At 68.9% G+C, this 19,176-nt stretch carries 19 protein-coding genes; 7 read left to right on the top strand and 12 right to left on the bottom strand.

Translation table 11 applies throughout. The annotated features are described in order from the left end of the window. The first annotated feature begins 8 nt into the window (after positions 1–8). The 5 genes from JOB34_RS05745 to JOB34_RS05725 are packed head-to-tail and all read left to right on the top strand — an operon-like array spanning position 9 to position 3,882. Positions 9–902 (top strand): zinc ABC transporter substrate-binding protein, encoded by an 894-nt coding sequence (locus JOB34_RS05745; protein WP_208051805.1) that lies wholly within the window; start codon positions 9–11, stop codon positions 900–902. Then, positions 899–1,714 (top strand): ATP-binding cassette domain-containing protein, encoded by an 816-nt coding sequence (locus JOB34_RS05740; RefSeq protein WP_208051804.1) that lies wholly within the window; start codon positions 899–901, stop codon positions 1,712–1,714. Before JOB34_RS05745 ends, JOB34_RS05740 begins: the two co-directional genes overlap by 4 nt. Beyond that, complete coding sequence (locus JOB34_RS05735; RefSeq protein WP_208051803.1) at positions 1,707–2,573, top strand: metal ABC transporter permease; 867 nt, start codon at positions 1,707–1,709, stop codon at positions 2,571–2,573. Before JOB34_RS05740 ends, JOB34_RS05735 begins: the two co-directional genes overlap by 8 nt. Positions 2,574–2,577: 4 nt before the next feature. Then, positions 2,578–3,126, top strand: a complete 549-nt coding sequence (locus JOB34_RS05730) for a GNAT family N-acetyltransferase (RefSeq protein WP_208051802.1) — start codon at positions 2,578–2,580, stop codon at positions 3,124–3,126. A gap of 9 nt (positions 3,127–3,135) precedes the next feature. Further along, positions 3,136–3,882: an AAA family ATPase gene (locus JOB34_RS05725; RefSeq protein WP_208051801.1), complete on the top strand. Its 747-nt coding sequence runs from the start codon at positions 3,136–3,138 to the stop codon at positions 3,880–3,882. Positions 3,883–4,022: 140 nt separating this feature from the next. Here JOB34_RS05725 and polA read toward each other — a convergent pair whose 3' ends face one another. Beyond that, on the bottom strand, positions 4,023–6,704 hold the full coding sequence (polA, locus tag JOB34_RS05720) for a DNA polymerase I (RefSeq protein ID WP_208051800.1): 2,682 nt from the start codon (positions 6,702–6,704) through the stop codon (positions 4,023–4,025). Between the two features lie 136 nt (positions 6,705–6,840). Here polA and JOB34_RS05715 point away from each other — a divergent pair, with 136 nt between their 5' ends. Then, on the top strand, positions 6,841–7,224 hold the full coding sequence (locus JOB34_RS05715) for a PaaI family thioesterase (RefSeq protein WP_208052383.1): 384 nt from the start codon (positions 6,841–6,843) through the stop codon (positions 7,222–7,224). Between the two features lie 160 nt (positions 7,225–7,384). On the opposite strand, the gene JOB34_RS05710 is transcribed toward JOB34_RS05715, so the two are convergent. The 8 genes from JOB34_RS05710 to JOB34_RS05675 all read right to left on the bottom strand — a co-directional run bounded on the left by JOB34_RS05710 (position 7,385) and on the right by JOB34_RS05675 (position 15,099). Continuing rightward, complete coding sequence (locus JOB34_RS05710) at positions 7,385–7,963, bottom strand: GNAT family N-acetyltransferase (protein ID WP_179480475.1); 579 nt, start codon at positions 7,961–7,963, stop codon at positions 7,385–7,387. A gap of 114 nt (positions 7,964–8,077) precedes the next feature. After that, complete coding sequence (locus tag JOB34_RS05705; RefSeq protein WP_179480473.1) at positions 8,078–8,794, bottom strand: ABC transporter ATP-binding protein; 717 nt, start codon at positions 8,792–8,794, stop codon at positions 8,078–8,080. Next, positions 8,791–9,645, bottom strand: a complete 855-nt coding sequence (locus tag JOB34_RS05700; protein ID WP_243757694.1) for an ABC transporter ATP-binding protein — start codon at positions 9,643–9,645, stop codon at positions 8,791–8,793. Before JOB34_RS05700 ends, JOB34_RS05705 begins: the two co-directional genes overlap by 4 nt. Then, the gene (locus JOB34_RS05695) at positions 9,642–11,330 is read right to left on the bottom strand and encodes a branched-chain amino acid ABC transporter permease (protein WP_208051799.1); all 1,689 of its coding nucleotides are present in this window, start codon (positions 11,328–11,330) and stop codon (positions 9,642–9,644) included. The genes JOB34_RS05700 and JOB34_RS05695 overlap by 4 nt, the downstream gene beginning before the upstream one ends. Beyond that, positions 11,327–12,250, bottom strand: a complete 924-nt coding sequence (locus JOB34_RS05690; RefSeq protein ID WP_208051798.1) for a branched-chain amino acid ABC transporter permease — start codon at positions 12,248–12,250, stop codon at positions 11,327–11,329. The genes JOB34_RS05695 and JOB34_RS05690 overlap by 4 nt, the downstream gene beginning before the upstream one ends. 75 nt (positions 12,251–12,325) lie before the next feature. After that, positions 12,326–13,525, bottom strand: coding sequence for a branched-chain amino acid ABC transporter substrate-binding protein (locus JOB34_RS05685; protein ID WP_347813745.1), 1,200 nt, complete (start codon positions 13,523–13,525; stop codon positions 12,326–12,328). 130 nt (positions 13,526–13,655) lie between these two features. Beyond that, a complete protein-coding gene (locus tag JOB34_RS05680) occupies positions 13,656–14,243 on the bottom strand; it encodes a response regulator (RefSeq protein WP_279538880.1) in 588 nt (195 codons plus the stop codon). A gap of 148 nt (positions 14,244–14,391) precedes the next feature. Next, a complete protein-coding gene (locus tag JOB34_RS05675) occupies positions 14,392–15,099 on the bottom strand; it encodes a TetR/AcrR family transcriptional regulator C-terminal domain-containing protein (RefSeq protein WP_208051797.1) in 708 nt (235 codons plus the stop codon). A 116-nt stretch (positions 15,100–15,215) separates the two neighbouring features. On the opposite strand from JOB34_RS05675, the gene JOB34_RS05670 reads away from it, so the two are divergent. Beyond that, entirely contained in the window at positions 15,216–15,863 is a 648-nt protein-coding gene (locus JOB34_RS05670) for a cupin domain-containing protein (protein WP_208051796.1), read from the top strand. Positions 15,864–15,875: 12 nt separating this feature from the next. On the opposite strand, the gene galK is transcribed toward JOB34_RS05670, so the two are convergent. The 3 genes from galK to JOB34_RS05655 are packed head-to-tail and all read right to left on the bottom strand — an operon-like array spanning position 15,876 to position 18,905. Continuing rightward, on the bottom strand, positions 15,876–17,018 hold the full coding sequence (galK, locus tag JOB34_RS05665) for a galactokinase (RefSeq protein ID WP_208051795.1): 1,143 nt from the start codon (positions 17,016–17,018) through the stop codon (positions 15,876–15,878). Beyond that, positions 17,015–18,115: a galactose-1-phosphate uridylyltransferase gene (galT, locus tag JOB34_RS05660; protein WP_208051794.1), complete on the bottom strand. Its 1,101-nt coding sequence runs from the start codon at positions 18,113–18,115 to the stop codon at positions 17,015–17,017. Before galT ends, galK begins: the two co-directional genes overlap by 4 nt. Beyond that, positions 18,102–18,905: a DeoR/GlpR family DNA-binding transcription regulator gene (locus JOB34_RS05655; RefSeq protein WP_347813743.1), complete on the bottom strand. Its 804-nt coding sequence runs from the start codon at positions 18,903–18,905 to the stop codon at positions 18,102–18,104. Before JOB34_RS05655 ends, galT begins: the two co-directional genes overlap by 14 nt. Positions 18,906–19,176 lie beyond the last annotated feature (271 nt).

Here is a 19,176-nt window from a genome sequence, read left to right as displayed (position 1 = left end):
GAGAGCAGATGAAGCGTCCCGTCGCCGCCCTCGCCGCCGCGGTCGCGGTCCTCACCCTCGCGGGGTGTGGATCCGGCGGCGGGAGCAAAGCCTCCGACGGCAAGGTGCAGGTGTGGACCTCCACCGACGTCTGGGGCTCGGTGGCCCGTTACGTCGGCGGCGAGCACGCGCAGGTGACGTCGGCCATCACGAGCCCGTCGCAGGACCCCCACGACTACGAGTCGACCGCGCGCGACAAGCTGGCGGTGCGCAAGTCCGCCGTGGCGGTCTACAACGGCGGGGGGTACGACGACTGGGCGCAGAAGCTGGTCACCGGCGACTCGGGTACGACGGCAGTCGACGCGGTCACGGTCTCCGGACTCGACCACGGACACGACCCGTCGTTCAACGAGCACGTCTTCTGGTCACTGCCCACCTCGATCAAGGTGGCCGACGTCCTGGCGGCCGACCTGGCCAAGGCGGACCCGGCGCATGCGGCGTACTTCCGCGCCAACGCCCGCTCCTTCGCTACGAAGATCGGCGCGCTGACCACCCGGGCCCGGTCGATCGGCGTCGCCCACCCGCATCTGTCCGCGCTGATGACCGAGCCGGTCGTGGGCTACCTGCTGTCCACCGCGGGCATCGCCGACGGCACCCCGGCCACCTATCGTGAGCAGTCCGAGGCGGATTCGGTATCGGCAGTCGCACTGCGTGCCGCGACCACCGCCATCTCGACGAAACGGGTGCAGCTGGTGACCCTGAACGCGCAGACCTCCGACGCGACGTCGGCGGTCCTGCAGAACGCCGCGGACAAGGTCGGCGTTCCGGTCGTGCAGGTCTACGAGACCTTCCCGGCCGGCGAACACGACTACCTGCACTGGGTACTCAGCTGCATCACCACGCTGCAGCGGGCACTCTCGTGACCCCCGCGGTCTCCCTGCACGACGCGGAGCTGGCCTACGGCAGTCGCGTGCTGTGGAGCGGGCTGGACCTTCAGGTGCAGGCCGGCGAGTTCGTCGGTGTCCTCGGGCCCAACGGCGCAGGAAAGTCGTCCCTGTTGCGGGTGCTGCTCGGCGAGCAGCCGCTGCGTCACGGCCGGGCGCTGGTCTGCGGGGAACCGGTGCACCGCGGTTCGCCCCTGATCGGGTACATCCCCCAGCACGGCGCGCTCGCGCCGGACACCGCGATCCGTGGACGTGACCTGGTGGGCTTCGGCTGGGACGGCCACCGGATCGGCATCAGCCTCGGCTCGCGCGCCAAGAAGGACGCGGTGCAGCGCGCCATGCAGACCGTCGGAGCCACGGCGTACGCCGACGCGCCACTGTCCATGCTCTCCGGCGGGGAGCGCCAGCGCCTCCGGATCGCGCAGGCCCTGGTCACCAGGCCACGGCTGCTGCTGTGCGACGAACCGCTGCTCAACCTCGACCTGCACCACCAGCGCGAGGTCGCGCAGGCCATCGACCGGGTACGCCGCCTCGAGGGCACCGCCGTGCTCTTCGTGACCCACGAGATCAACCCGATCCTGCCGCTCGTCGACCACGTCGCCTACCTCGCCGGCGGCAAGGCACGGGTCGGCACCGCGGAGGAGGTCATGCGTGCGGAGGTGCTGAGCGAGCTCTACGGCGCACCCGTCGACGTGCTGCACCACCACGGGCGGATCGTCGTGCTGGGCGGGGACGACTCGGCAACGCCCGGGCACGACCACCACCACGAGGAGGCGCACGAGCATGGCTGACGCTCTCGCCAAACTGATCTCCTTCGACCAGTTCTGGTCGCTGCTGCCCCTGGTCACGTCGTCACTCGTCGCGGGAGCGCTGCTCGGCGTCATCGCCGGCGTCATCGGACCGATGATCCAAGCGCGTGACCTGGCGTTCGCCGTACACGGCACCGCGGAGCTGTCCTTCGCCGGCGCCGCCGCCGCGCTGCTCGCTGGGGTGAGCATCACCCTAGGTGCGGTCGCCGGGTCCGTGATCGGCGCGATCGTATTGGCACTCATGGGCATCCGCGCACGGCAGAGCAACTCGCTCATCGGCATCGTGCTGCCCTTCGGGCTCGGCCTCGGGGTGCTTTTCCTGTCGCTCTACGACGGTCGCAGCAGCAACAAGTTCGGTCTGCTGCTCGGCCAGATCGTCTCGGTCGACAACGCTCAGCTGGGATCGCTGGCGCTGCTGACGGTGGTGGTCGCCGTCGTGCTGATCCCGCTGTGGCGCCCGATGTTCTTCGCAGCCGTGGATCCGGTGGTGGCGCAGGCACGCGGCGTACGGGTGCGCGAGCTCTCCCTCATCTTCATGGTGGTGCTCGGCCTGGTCTGCGCGATGTGCGTGCAGCTGGTCGGCGCCCTCCTGGTGATGGCGCTGCTCATCACCCCCACCGCCGCCGCCACGTGTCTGACCGCGCGACCGGCGCTGGTCAGCGTGCTGTCGGTGGCCTTCGCGGTGCTGTCCATGGAGGGCGGGATCCTGCTGTCCCTCTCCCCCGGGCGACCGATCAGCCCGTACGTGACCACGCTGTCCTTCGCGATCTACCTCGTATGCCGTGCCGTGGGCGCCGTCCGGACCCGCCGTGGCTGGTCGACCCGCGTCGTTGCAGCATGACCCGATGAGCACCACGCCGCCTGCGATCCGCGTCCGACCCCGCCGCGAGGAGGACCTCGTCGTCCTCGAGCAGGTGCTGGCAGCCCAGCAGCCGACGTCCCGCTACCCGTTGCGGTGGCCGTTGCCGTTCCCCGTGCGCGAGTTCATCGTCCGGCCCGATGAGTTGGTCGCCCTGGTGGCGGAGGACGCGGGCCGGGTGGTCGGTCACGTCTCGGTGACCGCGGTGCTGCCGGGTGAGCTGGGCGAGACGTGGGCAGCCGGCGCCGGTCGACCCATCGACGAGCTGGCCTGTCTCTCAGTCCTGTTCGTCGACCTCGCGGTGCGCGGTCGACGTATCGGCGGTGCCCTGATGGACGCGGCGGAGGATTGGATCTTCGCCCGCGGCCGGACCGCTGTGCTCGACGTCGTGACCGCCAACGAGCGTCCGCTCGCCGTCTACCGGCACCGTGGGTGGAGCGAGATCGGCCACGCCCGTCCGGATTGGCTGCCCGACACCGAACCCCCGGTCATCCTGATGGCGAAGTCCGCACCCGCTGTCGCCCCGGCGACCTAGTCTGCCGACATGGTGAAGGGGTGGCTGGAGAAGACTCCGGTGCCCCTGCGCCGCGTGGCCCTGAGCGAGCACGCGTCGGTCGACTACTCGCACTGGGTGACCTCGCTCGGCCCGGTCCGCCAGCTGCTCGCCGAGGGGCTCGACCTGTCCCCCGCGACCGTGCTGGTCGGAGAGAACGGCACCGGGAAGTCCACCCTCGTCGAGGCCATTGCGATGGCGTACGGGATGAACGGTGAGGGTGGTTCGACCGGCGCCACCCACTCGACCTGGGTGAGCGAATCGCCGCTGTGGGATTGGCTGTCCCTGACCCGGTCGCCCGGCGGGTCGCGGTGGGGTTACTTCGTCCGCGCCGAGACGATGCACGGGTTGTTCACGTTCCTGGATGGCACCCGCGAGGAGAATTACACCCGGGACCCGGAGTTCCACCAGCTCAGCCACGGCGAGGCGTTCCAGACCCTCTTCGACACCACCCGGTTCACCGGCGACGGGTTCTACGTGCTCGACGAGCCCGAGGCGGGGCTCTCCTTCACGGCGCAGCTGCGACTGGTCAGCGAGCTGATGGGCATGTTGGAGCACTCCGGCGTCCAGGTGCTGATCGCCACCCACTCACCGATCATCGCGAGCCTGCCCGGCGCCACGGTGCTCGAGTTGGACGCCGACGGCTTCCACGAGCGTGCGTGGGACGACCTGGACCTGGTGCTGCACTACCGCGGCTTCTGCGAGCTGCCCGAGCGGTACCTGCGCCACCTGCGCTGACCGCGTCTGGGGACCGGGTGGGCGATGTGCGTCGGTGGCCAGTGCTGCAGCCCTGGCCACCGACGCAGACTGCGCACATGGTCGTACGAGGCAGCGATCCCCGCCGCCCCTGGCGGCTCGGCGCGACGGTCCAGTCCCGGTCAGTGGGCGGCGTCGTGCCAGGACGAGCCGACACCCACGCTGACGTCGAGCGGCACATCCAGGTCGATCGCGGCGCCCATCTCGCGGCGTACGAGGGCCTCGACGTCGGCCCGCTCCCCCGGCGCGATCTCCAGCACCAGTTCGTCGTGCACCTGCAGCAGCATCCGCGACTGCGCGTCTGCGGTGTGCAGCGCCGCGTCGACGCGTAGCATCGCCAGCTTGATGATGTCTGCCGCCGATCCCTGGATGGGCGCGTTGAGCGCCATCCGCTCGGCCATGTCGCGACGCTGCCGGTTGGTCGAGGTCAGGTCGGGCAGGTAACGGCGCCGGCCCAACATGGTCTCGGTGTAACCGGTCAGACTCGCGGCTGCCACCACCTCGCGCAGGTAGTCGCGCACCCCGCCGAACCGGGCGAAGTACTCGTCCATCAGCGCCTTGGCCTCCTCGGTGCTGATGGTCAGCTGCTTGGACAGCCCGAACGCCGACAGCCCGTAGGCCAGGCCGTACGACATCGCCTTCACCTTGGAGCGCATCTCACCGGTGACGTCGGCGGGCTCGACGTGGAAGACCCGCGACCCCACGAACCGGTGCAGATCCTCTCCGGTGCGGAACGCCTCGATGAGCCCTTCGTCGCCGGACAGGTGCGCCATGATGCGCATCTCGATCTGGCTGTAGTCCGCGGACATCAGTGTCTCGTAACCCGATCCGACCACGAAGACCTCGCGGATGCGTCGGCCGGCCTCGGTGCGGATCGGGATGTTCTGCAGATTGGGATCGGTCGAGGACAGCCGCCCGGTCGCGGCGATCGTCTGCTGGTACGTCGTGTGGATGCGCCCGTCGTCGGCGACGGACTTGAGCAGCCCCTCCACCGTCACTCGCAGCCGCGAGCTGTCCCGGTGGCGCAGCAGCGCCTCCAGGAACGGGTGCTCGGTGCGCGCGTAGAGGTCGCTCAGTGCGTCGGCGTCGGTCGTGTAGCCGGTCTTGGTGCGCTTGGTCTTGGGCATCCCCAGCGTCTCGAAGAGCACCACCTGCAGCTGCTTCGGCGAGCCCAGATTGATCTGCTCACCGCCGATGGCGTCGTACGCGTCGGCCGCTGCGGAGGAGACCCCGTCGCCGTAGTCGGCCTCGAGCACCTGCATCGCGTCGACGTCGACGCCGATCCCCGCCCGCTCCATGGTCGCGAGCACGCCCACCAGGGGCAGCTCGACGTCGCGCAGCAGCGCGGTCTCGCCGATGGCCTCCAGCTCGGTGTCGAGGGACACCGACAGGTCGAGCACGGCACGGGCCTGGGCCATCGCCTCATCGGACCGTTGGTCACCCACCCCCAGGTCGAGCACGCCCTGGGCGGCGTTGTCGGGGGTGCCGACGAGTTCGCGTTTGAGGTGGCGCAGCACCAGGTCGGTCAGGTCGTAGGAGCGCTGGTCCGGCCGCACGAGGTAGGCCGCCAATGCGGTGTCGCTCACCACGCCGCGCACCGGCATCCCGCGCGCCATGAGGGCCTGCAGCGGTCCCTTCGCGTCGTGCAACGCCTTGGGGCGCTCGTCGTCGGCCAGCCAGGCCGCCAGCGCGGCCTCCCCGTCGGGCGCCAGCGTCTCAAGATCGATGTACGCCGCGTCGTCGCGACCCGCCGGGGCGATCGCCACTCCCTGCACGTCACCGGCGCCGCGCGCCCACTGGCCGATGACCTGCAGACCGCTGCGCACGCCGACGCCGGCGGCCTCCGCCAACCACCCGGACACCTCCGAGCTGTCCAACGTGACGCCGTCGACCTCGACGTTGGCGTCGGGGTTGGCCTCGTCCTCGACGGCGTCGAGGGTCGCGAACAACCGGTCGCGCAGCACCCGGAACTCCAGCCCGTCGAAGACGGTGTGCACCTGCTCGCGGTCCCAGCCCTGTCGCTCCAGTGCATCGACTTCCAGCGGCAGCTCCAGATCGCCGAGCAACTGGTTGAGGCGGCGGTTGCGCAGCACCCCGTCGAGGTGTTCACGCAGGGCCTCCCCGGCCTTGCCCTTGATCTCTCCGACGTGGTCCACGACGCCTGTCAGGTCGCCGAACTGGTTGATCCACTTCGCGGCGGTCTTGGGGCCGACCCCAGGGACACCGGGCAGGTTGTCGGAGGTCTCACCGACCATGGCGGCCAGATCGCTGTAACGACCCGGTGGCACGCCGTACTTCTCCTGCACGGCTGCCGGTGTCATCCGTGCGAGGTCGGAGACGCCCTTGCGCGGGTAGAGCAGCGTGACGCGGTCGTTGATGAGCTGGATCGCGTCACGGTCACCGGAGCAGATCAGCACCTCGTCGAACTCCGCCGCGTTGGCCTGCGCGGTGAGGGTCGCGATGATGTCGTCGGCCTCGTAACCAGGGAGCTCGACGTAGGCGATCTTGAGCGCGTCGAGCACCTCGCGGACCAGGGAGACCTGGCCCTTGAACTCATCCGGGGACGCCGAGCGGTTGGCCTTGTAGCCGGCGTACTCCTCGCTGCGGAACGTCTGCCGGGAGACGTCGAACGCGACGCCCACGTGGGTCGGCTCCTCGTCGCGCAGCACGTTGATGAGCATCGAGGTGAAGCCGTAGACGGCGTTCGTCGGTTGCCCGGTCGTGGTCGAGAAGTTCTCCACCGGGAGCGCGAAGAACGCTCGGTACGCAAGGGAATGCCCGTCCAACAACAGCAGCCGTTTCACGCGTGGCAGCCTAAGCCCCATGACCGACACCCCCACGCACGACGCGGAACCCAGCCAGCCCGGCAAGCCCGGCCAGCCCAGGCAGCCACAGCCCGATGCCACGACCGACGCGGACCTGCTCGACCGGTTCAACGAGATGAGCGCCGGCTCGCTCAGCGAGCGGATGGGCATCGAGTTCCTCGAGGTGTCGCCGGAGCGGGTGGTCGCACGGATGCCCGTGGAGGGCAACACCCAGCCCTACGGCCTGCTGCACGGCGGCGCGAGCGTGGTGCTCGCGGAGACGGTCGGCTCGATCGGAGCGGCGCTGCACGCCGGCGAGAAGGGCATCGCGGTCGGGCTCGACATCAACGCCACCCACCACCGCGCCGCCCGGTCCGGTCACGTCACCGCGACGGCGACCGCGCTCTCGCTGGGGCGCACGCTCGCGTCGTACGACGTGGCGATCCTCGACGACGACGGGCGCCGGGTGTGCACCTCGCGGATCACCTGCATGGTGCGATCCGCTCCCCCGGGCGCCTGAATCTCCCCGGTTGTCAGCGGTTCTCGGGCGCCCGCGTCACGAATCCGCTGACAATCGAGGGGCGTCAGAGGCCGTTCTCTCTCCCGGCCCCTTCCTCCCCGCTCCGCTGCGGCCGCCGACTCGGCTGGCGCCTCGCCGACAACCTTCGCTGCGCGGTCCGTCAGAGGCCGGAGGCAACCTTCACGTCGTCGCGCGCACGCGCCCGCAGCGAACGCCGCGCCCGCAACGTCGCCGCGCCCTTGGACTCGGCCACGCCGGTCAGCTTCCGCCGCAGCGACGCGGTCGAGGTGACGCGCAACGTGACCGTGGAGGCGAACCCGAGTTTGGCGAAGTAGCGGTTGACGCCGCGCTCGTGGGTGGGCACGCAGCACACCACCTGGGTGCTGCCCTGCTCCTCGCCGTACGCCGAGACCCGCGTGAGCAGCGCCTTCGCCACGCCGGTGCCGCGGTGTTCGGGGGCGACCCACATCTGATCGATCCACACGGCCTGCTCGTCACCGAGACCGGACAGCGGGCTGCGGATCACGACGGCGAAGCCGGTGTCGCGATCGTCGCTGGTGGCCAGGAAGACGCGTACGTCGTCGCGCGACAGGGCTGCCTCCATCCGACCGTCCTGAGCGGCGCGCTCAGCCCACTCCTTGGTCTGCCCGGTCTCGGATCGCAGCTGCACCCACAGGGGTATCAAGCGGTCCTGATCACTCGGGGAAGCGATGGTCACCTGGACGGTGGGACGAGCCATTCGGGCGACACCTCGCGCGACGGGGGACGGAACGTACTGACCTTAGTGCCATCCCCTTCACCCTTGAACAGAGGTTGGACGGATCCACCGGATCCGTATCAACCCCGCCCCCTTTCAGTCCTCTCCCAGGTACGCCTTCTTCACGTCGTCGCTGACGAGCAACTCCGACCCGGGACCGTCGAGCACGATCTTGCCGACCTCGAGCACGTAGCCGTGCGATGCGAGTTTCAGTGCCGCACGGGCGTTCTGCTCGACCAGCAGGATCGTCGTGCCGCGCTTCTGCAGAGTGCGCACCGTGGTCATGATCTTCTTCATCATGATCGGCGAGAGCCCCATCGACGGCTCGTCCAGCATCAGCAGCTTCGGCCTGCTCATCATCGCCCGGCCCATGGCCAGCATCTGCTGCTCACCACCGGAGAACGTGCCGGCCGGCTGCTTGCGACGTTCGGCCAGGATCGGGAAGAGGTCGTAGGCCTCCTTCAGATCCGCCTGGATGTCAGCGCGGTCGCGACGCGCGAACGCGCCCAGCATGAGGTTCTCCTCCACCGACTGTCGGGGGAAGATGCGTCGACCCTCAGGCGAATGCGCGAGGCCCATCGTGACGATGGAGTGCGCCGGCGCTTTGTCGATGCGCTTGCCCAGGAAGGAGATCTCACCCTTCGAGGGGCGCAGCAACCCCGAGATGGTTCGCAGCGTGGTGGTCTTGCCGGCACCGTTGGTACCGATCAGGGTGACGACCTGGCCCTCTTCCACCGTGAAGTTGATCCCCTTCACGGCGGTGATCTTGCCGTAGGCCACCGACAGGTCCTTGACCTCGAGCATCGCGGTCACGCCGGGTCCTCCTGCAGATCGTCGTCGTCGAAATCGTCGTCTTCGCCGGTGCCGATGTAGGCCTCGATGACCCGCGGGTCGGACTGCACCTGTTCCGGCGTGCCCTCGACCAGCACCTCGCCGCGCACGAGGCACAGCACCCGGTCGCAGAGGTTGAAGATGAACCGCATGTCGTGCTCGATCACCACGACCGCGCGTCCGGTGTCGCGGATCCGGAAGATCAGATCCGAGGCCTGCTGGGTCTCCTGCGGGTTCATGCCCGCCGTCGGCTCGTCGAGCAGCACCACCTTGGGGTCGGTGGCCAGAGCGCGCGCGACCTCCAACCGTCGCTGGTCGCCGTACGGCAGGTTGCGGGCCAGCAGCTCCGTCGTGTGACCGAGCCCGACGAAGTCCAGCAGCTCCTGCGCCTTGACCCGGGTCTCTCGCTCCTCGCGGTGGAACTTCGGCCCCCGCAGGATCGTGGTGAGCACCCCCGACGTGGTGCGGCAGTAGGTGCCGACCATGACGTTCTCCAGCGCGGTCATGTTGCCGAAGAGCCGGATGTTCTGGAAGGTGCGCGCCATCCCGGCCCGCACGACCTTGCGCGGCTTCGGCGGAATCTGCTCGCCGCTCAGCCGCACCTCGCCGGAGGTCGGCTTGTACAGACCGGTGAGGCAATTGAAGAACGTCGTCTTGCCGGCGCCGTTCGGGCCGATCAGACCGACGATCTCGCCCTCGTGCACCGTCATGTTGACGTCCTTGACGGCCGTCAGACCTCCGAACTGCATGAGGACGTCAGAGGCCTCGAGCAGGACGTCGCCCTTGCCGGACGAGAACTCGGTGTCCCGGGGCCGCCGTGTCACGGTGCTCATGCGTTCGCCTTCTGCTCGTCCACGTGTTCCTTCTGAACGACGGTCGCCAGGTCCTCGTCCTCGTCATGGAACTCCAACTGACGCCGGCGGCTCGCGATCAAGCCCTCCGGACGGAAACGCATCATCAGCACCAGAGCCAGACCGAAGATCAGCAGCCGGTAGTCCTCGATGAACCGCAGCTTCTCCGGTAGCAGCTTGAGCACGGTCGCGCCGAGCGCCACACCCACCACGGTGCCCATACCGCCCAGCACGACCGCCGCGAGCAGGAACGAGGACTCCTGGAAGGTGTAGTTGTCGGGTACGACGGACGGGGTGGCGTGCGCCTGCACCGTGCCCGCCAGCCCGGCGAGGAACGCGCCACCGGCGAAGGCCAGGATCTTCAGTCCGAAGATGTTGACGCCCATCGCCTCGGCGGCCCGCTCGTCCTCACGGATGGCGATCCAGCCGCGCCCGATCCGGCTGTTGTTGAGGCGGGAGAAGATGGTGATGATCAACGCCGCCACGAACACCAGCAGGATGTAGTAGTTGGAGTAGTTCGAGATGGTGAACGACCCGAGTTTGTGCGAGGACCCGAAGTTGAACCCGAACAGGTTGAGGTCGGGGATTCCCGCGATGCCGTTCGGGCCGTGGGTGAGGTCCGGGCCGTTGGTGCCGTCCATGTTGTTGACGGCGGTGTGGAAGATCTCGCCGAACGCCAGCGTCACGATCGCCAGGTAGTCGCCCGACAACCGCAGCGTGGGCGATCCGATGATCAGGCCGAGCACGGCGGAGGTCAGAGCGCCGAGCAGGGCGACCACGAGGAACGGCGGGTGCCACCCGATCGTGGCGCTCGCCGCGCTCGACATCATCGCGCCGACGTACGCGCCGGTGCCCAGGAAGGCGATGTACCCGAGGTCGAGCAGACCCGCCAGGCCGACGACGATGTTGAGCCCGAGCGCCGCGCACAGGAAGATCGCGATATCGACGGCGATCGACATGTTGGCGTCGGTGCCGTTCTGGGTGAGCGGGAAGAGCAGTGCCACCACCAGCGCCCCCAGCATGATCACCGGGCGGTGACGGGCGGCCGCGACCGACAGCCAGGTGAAGAATCCACCACGGAAGAGCAGGGTGCCGAAGGTGCCCCCTGCGGCGAGCGCAGCCAGCACGGAGCCGCCGTCGTCGCCGTGCAGGATGAAGGCGACCATGAACAGCAGACCCGCGAGGGTCGCCGCGATCACCACGATCTCCAACCAGTTGGCGCCGTGCACCTTCAGCTGGTTGGTCACCTTGACCGGCGCGAGCAGCAGCGCTCCCGCGACCATCGCGAGGGTGGCGACCAGTGCCAGCCAGGCGCCGGGGTCCAGGTTGATGACGCCCCCGGACTGGAAGGCGATGTTGTAGTCGATGAGCACGATGTAGACCAGCGCGCCCACCGCGAGGGCCTTGGCGCTGTAGGTGGTGTCCCACCAGGACAGTGAGGACAGCCGGCGGTGCACGAGGGCGGCCTCGATGAGGCCGACGACGCCCATCACGATGGCGAGCTCCTGCAGCGGCGCGGGATTACCGCTGATCGACAGGTCCCCGAGGATCGTCGAGTCGTAGCTCCAGGCCAGCAGCGCGGAGACGATCAGCAGGACCGAACCGCCCGCGAGCAGAGCCTTGCCGACGTTCGGTCGGGGTTCGATCGTGATCTTGGGGATGTTCATGCGCGGTCCACCACCCGGGCTCCGAAGAGACCCTGCGGCCGGAAGACCAGCACCAGGATCAGGACGATGAATGCGTACACGTCACTCCAGGCGTTCCCGCCGAACTGGCCGGGGATGTACTGGGTGGCCATGGCCTCGATGAGGCCGAGGACCAGACCACCGGCGACGGCACCCTGGATGTTGCCGATGCCGCCGAGGACCGCCGCGGTGAAGGCCTTCAGCCCCGCGAGGAACCCCATCGTGGACGACACGTTGCTGTCGCGCAGGCCCTGGGCGACGCCGGCCAGCGCGGCCAGGATGGCACCCATGGCGAACGCCGCCGCGATGATGCGGTCGACGTTGATCCCCATCAGGCGGGCCGTGTCCGGGTCCTGCGAGACCGCGACCATGGCCTTCCCGGTGCGGGTGCGGCTGATGAAGATGTAGAGAGCCGCCGCGCTCACGATCAGGACGCCCAGCGTGAAGAGCGTGGTGCGCTGGATGACGACGCTGCCGATGGTGAGGGAGCTTCCGGTCACCCCGTCGATGCTCGGGTAGGACACGTTGCTGGTGGCGCCGGGGTACCAGAGCTGGATGGCGCGCTGCAGGGCGATCGAGATCCCGATGGCGGTGATCAGCGGTGCGAGCCGCGGTGCGTTGCGCAGCGGCCGATAGGCGAAGCGCTCCATCAGGAGGGCGACGACCACGGAGCACACGGCCCCGCCGAGGATCATGATCGGCAGCGCCCACAGGCCGGTGTTGGACCGGCACACGACCTGCCAGGTCGCGAGCGACCCGAAGGCACCGATCATGAAGACCTCGCCGTGGGCGAAGTTGATCAGTTGGACAATGCCGTACACGACGGTGTAGCCGACGGCGATCAAGGCGTACAGCGACCCGACGGTCAGGCCGTTGAGCAACTGCTGGATGAACAGAGTCATCAGGCTCCCAGGAGAGTCAGGGCAACGCGGGGGCGAGAACTCCGATGAGTTCCCGCCCCCGCGCGCTGAGTCAGATCAGAACGTGTCGGTCTTGGCCGCGACCCACGCCCCGCCGGTGACCTTGTAGACGGTCAGCACCTTGTTGGTGGTGTCGCCGAAGGAGTCGAACGCCACCTTGCCGGTGACACCGGTGAAGCTGACGTTCGCCATGGCCTTCACGGTGGCTGCGCGAGCGTCCTGCGCGGTCTTGGCGTCCTTCAGCGAGGTCTTGAGCGCCTCGATGATGGCGTTGGCGGCATCGAACGCGTAGGCGCCGTAGCCACCGGCCTCGTTGGAGAACCCGGCAGCCTTGTACTGCGCCAGGAAGGACTTGCCGGCGGCCGTGCTGTCGGTCGGCGCACCCACCGAGGTCGCCAGGTCGTTGGCGCGACCGCCGAGGGCGATGTACTTCGGGTCGTAGATGCCGTCACCGCCCATGACCGGGATGGACAGACCGCCCTGCGCCAGCTGCTTGGACAGCGGGCCGGCCTGCGGGTACTCGCCACCGTAGTAGAGGGCCTGCGGGGCGCCCGGCTTGATCTGGCTGATCACCGAGGAGTAGTTGGTCTGCGCGTCGGTGATCGTCTGGGAGGCGGTGATGGTGCCGCCCTCCTTCTTGAACTCCGCCTCGAACGCCTTGGTCAGACCGGCGCCGTAGGTCTTCTGGTCGTTGATCGTGGCGACCTTCTTGATGCCCTGGCTGATCAGGTACTTCGCGGCGAACGGGCCCTGGATGGCGTCCGTGGTGCAGGTGCGGAAGTAGGTGTCATAGGGGCGCTTGCCGTTGACGTTGGTCAGCGCGACACCGGTGTTGGCCGGGGACACCTGCACGATGTTGGCCTTCGCGAAGACCGGCTGGGTGCTGGTGGAGACGCTGGAGTTGAGGTTGCCGACGACGCCGACGACGGTGCTGTCACCCGCGAGCTTGGTGGCGGCGTTGGTGCCGACCTCCGGCTTGCCCTGGTCGTCCACGGCCTCAGCCTTGAGGGTCCAGCCGGGGATGGTCTTCTTCGCGTTCGCCTGCTGCACGGCCAGCTTGACCGAGTTCTCGATGCCGAGACCCACTGCCGACAGGTCACCGGAGAAGGGGGCGGTGACGCCGATGGTGGCGACCTTGCTGCTGCCGCCGCCACTGCTGCCGCTGCTGCTCCCTCCGCCGCTGCGGCTTCCGCACGCGGACAGTGCGAGGGCGCCAACGACGACGGGTACACCCACCTTGATCAAGGTCGAACGCACGAGACTGCCTCCTGATTTTCACGATCGGACGCTGCGAGCGCAGCAAGATGGTCGAAGGGTACGGAGCACGAGGGGCCCGAAACGGATTCCGCGCCGGTTCGATTCCGGTTTGTGACCTTTGGTGGACTATCTACTCTGCGGTACGACCGGGCGACGGCTGTGCCCCCGCGATGACGGCGTCGGCCACCTCCCGCATGCCGAGGCGGCGGTCCATCGCGGCCTTCTGGATCCAGCGGAACGCCGCGGGCTCGTCCAGGGACAGCTGTTTCATCAGGACTCCCTTGGCCTTGTCCAGTCGTTTGCGCGTCTCCAGCCGGTCGGACAGGTCGGCCACCTCCGCGGTGAGCGCACGCCGCTCGGACCACCGGGACCAGGCGATCGCGAGGGCCGGCCGCAGATCGTCGATCGTGAACGGTTTGAGGACGTAGCCCATCACCCCCGCGTCGCCCGCTCGGTCGACCAGGTCCTTGTCGGAGAAGGCCGTCAGCATGACGACCGGCGCGATGCCCTCCTGCCCGATCGTCTCGGCGGCGCTGATGCCGTCCAGACCGGGCATCTTGACGTCCATCACCACCAGGTCCGGGCGCAGGGTGCGGGCCTGCTCGATCGCGGACCGGCCGTCACGCACCTGGGCAACGACGTCGTACCCCGCCTCCGCCAGCATCTCGGCGAGGTCCATCCGGATCAGCGCCTCGTCCTCGGCGACCAGCACCCGCAGGGCCGCCCGGGCGACACCGCGAGCGGATCCCGTCCCGCGCGGGTCTCCCGGGTCGCCTGACTCCCCCGGGTCGCCCGAGGCCGGATAGCGCTGCACCAAACCGTCGTTCGCTTCGTCGCTCACGCCGATCGAGCCTAGTCACGGCGTGTTACGGGCCCGAAAACTCTGGAGGACCACCGCGTGACATCCGCTCCGCCGGATCGGGCGCGTGGGCGATACCCGCGAGGATCGCCTCCACTGCCCACGCCGAACGCGCCCGCCCGCCGGAGAACAGATGGCCCCGCACGCGAGAGATGTTCGGATACCGGAGTGGATCGGCGTCGCGGAAGGCGGCCGCCGCGTCTGTCTTGGGGCCGTCGAGATCCCGCCAGCGATCCTGTTCGGCCGCCGCCGCCGTCATGCGCAGCATCAGCAGGTCGTAGCCCCACGCCGCGCGGCCCGGGCTCAGACCCAGCCGCAGCAGAGAGCCGATCACGGCCTCGGCCAGCGCGAGCGCGTTCTCCCCGTGGGGGATGAATCCGGAGGCGAGGTCGGCCAGCCCTCGATGATCGAGCAGCATCGTGGCGTAGGAGTCCAGGATCCCCTCGACGCGGCTGCGCGGCTCGTCGGCGAGGTCGGCGCGAAGGTCGACGGTGCCCAGCATGCGATCGAGGACGAGTTCGTGCAGTTCCTGCATCGTGCTCACGTGCCCGTAGACCGACGCCGGTCCGGTCTGCAGCTCGGCGGCCACCCGGCGCAGCGTGATCGCGCCCGCGCCCTCTCGCTGAAGCAGACCGACGGCCACGTCGATGAACGCGGCGACGCTCAGCGTCACCTTCTGTGACCGCGGGCGGACCCGGCGACGTCGTTCCGTCATCGCTGCACCCTTCATTCGTCGGCGCGAGCCCTTGCCCTGCCCGATGCCGGTGGCTACCGTCGTTGTCTTCGGCGATCACTGATCGTGTAAGAGTCCGAGGATACGGGAGACGTGAGATGACGCAGTCCACCGACGGCGGATCGACACCGCGCAGGCAGGTCGAAGTGACACCGGGCGACGTGTTCCAGCTCGGGCTGCCCTGGGTACTGCAGAACCAGTCCCTCTTCAACTTCTGGAATGTGCACAGCGGCGACTACTTCGTCGAACTGGAGGGCGAGCACTACGGATGGGACAACTCGACGGTCCAGGTCACCGAGACCGGACCCGGCTTCGGTCCCCCGCTGCACCAGCATCCGACCGAGGAGGTCTTCGTCCTCGCCGAGGGTGAGGTCGCGTTCGTCTCGGGCGACGACATCCATTACATGAAGGCGCCGGCGATCGTGCGGGTGCCGCCGCACACGACGCACAACGTCACCACGCTCGGCCAGGGCCGCAACAAGCTGGTGACGTTCTTCTCCTCCAACACGCCTGGCGCCTCGCCGGTCGAACTGCACGACCCGTTCGCGCACATCAAGGACCAGAGCAGCGCCGAACGCGACACCATGATCGCGAACTTCAAGAAGGTCCTGCAGGACTTCGACGACGACGGCGACGGTCGACTCTCGTACGCCGAGGCGCCGCTGCTCATCAAGGCCCAGTTCGGCCGGTACGACACCGATCAGGACGGATTCATCACGCTCGAGGACGCCGAGGGATGGGACTAGAGCGGCAGCGGCTCACTCGTCGCAGCGGTGCGCGCCACGGGCCGGCTGCATTGCGAAGATCACCGGTGCCGTGAGTTCGGCCTCGGCGAACGCGACCTGAACGGCGTCGGTGACAGCGTCGGTGTCGGTGTCGTCGACGAGTGCGATGGCGCTGCCGCCGAAGCCGCCGCCGGTCATCCGCGCTCCGTGCGCGCCGGTGTCCATCGCCGTCGACACGGCGAGGTCGAGCTCGCGACAGGACACCTCGAAGTCGTCGCGCAGGGAGATGTGGGACGCGAGCAGAAGGGCACCGATCGCACGAGGGTCGCCCTGCCCCTCCAGCACCTGCACCGTCTGCAACGTCCTGGAGTTCTCGGTCACGATGTGTCGGGCGCGGCGCCGCAGCACCGGGTCCGTGAGCCGCTCGAGTGCCCCGGCGAGCCCGTCGTCGTCGATGTCGCGCAGCATGGGCACCCCCAGAAGCTCCGCGGCACGGGCGCATTCGGCGCGCCGTTTGGCGTACTCGCCGTCCGCGAGCTGGTGGCGGGCCTGGGTGTCGATGACGAGCAACCGCAGTCCGGCGCCGTCCAGATCCAGCGGCACCCGGCGCGTGTCCATCGAGCGGAAGTCGATGAAGAGAGCCTCGGCCTCCCGGCACAACACCGACGCGGACTGGTCGAGTGCGCCGGTGGGGACGCCGACATAGTCGTTCTCGGCCCGCCGCGCCACGGTGATCAGGTCAGCAGGTGTCGAACCGAGATCGAACAGGTCGTCGACCGCCCCGGCGACCGCGCACTCCAGCGCCGCGGACGACGACAGCCCCGATCCGATCGGCACCGATCCGTCGACGACGATGTCCAGGCCCGGCATGTGGTGGCCGGCCTCGCGGAACGCCCAGATCACCCCGACGACGTACCCGGCCCAGCCCTGCACGCTGCCCGGGGCGAGGTCCGCGATCGGTACGGTCACCGCGTCGTCATCCTGCACCGACGAGGCCCGGATGACGCCGTCGTCGCGCGCTGCGACCTGTGCCGTCACTCCGAGCGGTAACGCGGCGGGGAGAGCGAACCCGTCGTTGTAGTCGGTGTGTTCGCCGATGATGTTGACCCGGCCGGGCGCGTGCCACGCAAGCTCGGCCGGGCGTCCGTACGCCGTCTCGAAGGCGTCGTCGCTCATCGGACGGCGACTTCGCGCAGCGACGCGGCCTGCATCTCCGGCGCGACGTCGTTGATGAAGACGCCCATCCCGCTCTCGGATCCCGCGGTGTACTTCAGCTTCGTGGGGCCGCGGCGGTTGGAGAGCAATCGCAGATGCAGGTACGCGTGCTCCGCCCCGATTGTGTCGCCCCCGGCGGGTGCCTGGTTCCAGCCCGATACGTATGGCATCTGCAGGTCGTAGAGCCCGTCGAGGCGGTGCAGCACGTCGAGATACACGTGCGCGAAGTCGTCCCGCTGCGCGTCGTCCAGCTCGGGCAACTCGCGCACCCGCCGGTTGGGGTAGAGATGCACCTCCATGGGCCAGCGCGCGGTGGCGGGCACGAACGCCGTCCAGTGCTCGCTGGCGGTCACCACCCGGGTGCCGCTGCGCTGCTCGGCGTGGAGCAGGTCCTCGAAGAGGTTGGTGCCGTGCTGGTCGTGGTGCTCCGCCGCCGAGCCGAGCATCCGCGCGGTCCACGGCGGCACGAACGGATAGCCGTAGATCTGTCCGTGCGGATGGCTCAGCGTGACGCCGATCTCGGAGCCGCGGTTCTCGAACGGGAAGACGTGGGCGACCTCCTCCAGCGCGTTCAACGCCGCGGTGCGGTCGGCCCACGCGTCGACGATCGTGCGCATCCGACGTGGCGACACATCACCGAGCGACGCGTTGTGGTCGGAGCTGAAACACACCACCTCACAACGGCCCTCGCCCGGCTTCCGCACGAGGAGCGGCTCGTCGTCGACGCGGTCCAGCACGGGCGGCACCCCCTGGGCGAACGACGGGAACCGGTTCTGGAAGACGACCACGTCGTAGTCGTACGACGGGATCTCCGTGGCCCGCTCCGGCGTGCTCGGATCGAGCGGGCAGTCGCTGGTCGGCGGCTGGTAGGTGCGGCTCTGACGGTGCGAGGCGATGGCGACCCACTCCTTGAGCAGCGGGTCGTACCGCACCTCGGAGTGCAGGGTGGGCGCTCCGCTCAGATCCCGGGTGTCGACGAGCCGCCGTTCGGCGTCGTCCTCCTCGTCGTAGTAGATGATGTCGCGGCCGTCCGCCAGCGACGCCTTAGTGACCTTCATCGGCGGTGCCTCCTTGCACATCGACGAGGTGGATGGCGCCGATGGCGCCCTCCAGGGCGGTTCGCGCGTCGCGCGGGAGTCCGGTGTCGGTCACCAGGATGTCGATCTCGTCGAATCTGGCGAACGTCGCGAGTCCTCCCACTCCCCATTTGCTCGAATCCGCCACGACGATCAGGCGATTGGCGCCGTCGATCATCGCGCGGTTGATCTCGGACTCCATCAGGTTGGGGGTGGTGAGTCCGCGTCCGGGGTCGAAACCGTGGGCGCCCAGAACGAGCGCGTCCAGGTGCAGGCTGCGCATGGTGTTGAGCGCCACCGGCCCGACGAGCGCGTCGGACGGCGTGCGCAGCCCGCCGGTGAGGATGACGTTGGGACCGGCGCCCTCGGGGTCGATCGCCGTCGCCACCTGGATCGAGTTGGTCACGATCGTCAACCCCGTGACCGCGCCGGCGCCGAGTTCCTGCGCGACCTGCCAGGCCGTCGTACCGCCGCCGAAACCGACCGCCCAGCCCGGGCGGATCAGTGCTGCCGCCTCGCGGGCGATGGCCCTCTTCTCCGCCATCTTCAACTGCGACTTGCGGCTGAATCCCGGTTCGTCCGTGACCGCCTGCCGCGGCATCGTCGCGCCGCCGTGCACCTTGTCGACCAGGCCTTCGGAGTCCAGCTGGTCCAGATCGCGTCGGATGGTCATCTCCGACACCCCGAACTGGGCGGTCAGCTGGGCGACCCGCGCGCTGCCGTCGGCCCGGACTCGCGACAGGATGCGCTCCTGGCGTTCACGAGCTAGCACGGGCACTCCCCTAGGTGTGACGGATGCGCGGGTCGAGAGCTCGGGGGAGCCTCGCGAGAAGCTCTGATCGAACAGTAACGCACATCGCACTCGTACACCGTGGCATGTGCGGGCGGGATATGTGTGAACCTGCGCGGTTGATGGGCGAAGCTGGTTGACAATGATCGAACATCCGCGCCAAAGTGTCAACGATCACATCGACGACCCGCGGTCCGCGCGTGCTGCCTTCGAGCGAGCACGTCGTCCGCGGGCACTACGGAGGACATCACCA

The organism is Allobranchiibius sp. GilTou38, assembly GCF_017565325.1.
Taxonomy (GTDB): Bacteria; Actinomycetota; Actinomycetes; order Actinomycetales; family Dermatophilaceae; genus Allobranchiibius; species Allobranchiibius huperziae.
The sequence above is the reverse complement of the archived record's forward strand: the minus strand, read 5'-3'. Positions and strand labels throughout refer to the sequence as shown.

Bases quoted from the DNA above. Each gene is read 5' to 3' on its own strand.
- JOB34_RS05745 (WP_208051805.1), top strand. From the start codon at position 9: ATGAAGCGTCCCGTCGCCGCCCTCGCCGCCGCGGTCGCGGTCCTCACC.
- JOB34_RS05735 (WP_208051803.1), top strand. From the start codon at position 1,707: ATGGCTGACGCTCTCGCCAAACTGATCTCCTTCGACCAGTTCTGGTCG.
- JOB34_RS05730 (WP_208051802.1), top strand. From the start codon at position 2,578: ATGAGCACCACGCCGCCTGCGATCCGCGTCCGACCCCGCCGCGAGGAG.
- JOB34_RS05725 (WP_208051801.1), top strand. From the start codon at position 3,136: ATGGTGAAGGGGTGGCTGGAGAAGACTCCGGTGCCCCTGCGCCGCGTG.
- JOB34_RS05715 (WP_208052383.1), top strand. From the start codon at position 6,841: ATGAGCGCCGGCTCGCTCAGCGAGCGGATGGGCATCGAGTTCCTCGAG.
- JOB34_RS05710 (WP_179480475.1), bottom strand. From the start codon at position 7,963: ATGGCTCGTCCCACCGTCCAGGTGACCATCGCTTCCCCGAGTGATCAG.
- JOB34_RS05700 (WP_243757694.1), bottom strand. From the start codon at position 9,645: ATGAGCACCGTGACACGGCGGCCCCGGGACACCGAGTTCTCGTCCGGC.
- JOB34_RS05695 (WP_208051799.1), bottom strand. From the start codon at position 11,330: ATGAACATCCCCAAGATCACGATCGAACCCCGACCGAACGTCGGCAAG.
- JOB34_RS05690 (WP_208051798.1), bottom strand. From the start codon at position 12,250: ATGACTCTGTTCATCCAGCAGTTGCTCAACGGCCTGACCGTCGGGTCG.
- JOB34_RS05675 (WP_208051797.1), bottom strand. From the start codon at position 15,099: ATGACGGAACGACGTCGCCGGGTCCGCCCGCGGTCACAGAAGGTGACG.
- JOB34_RS05670 (WP_208051796.1), top strand. From the start codon at position 15,216: ATGACGCAGTCCACCGACGGCGGATCGACACCGCGCAGGCAGGTCGAA.
- galK (WP_208051795.1), bottom strand. From the start codon at position 17,018: ATGAGCGACGACGCCTTCGAGACGGCGTACGGACGCCCGGCCGAGCTT.
- galT (WP_208051794.1), bottom strand. From the start codon at position 18,115: ATGAAGGTCACTAAGGCGTCGCTGGCGGACGGCCGCGACATCATCTAC.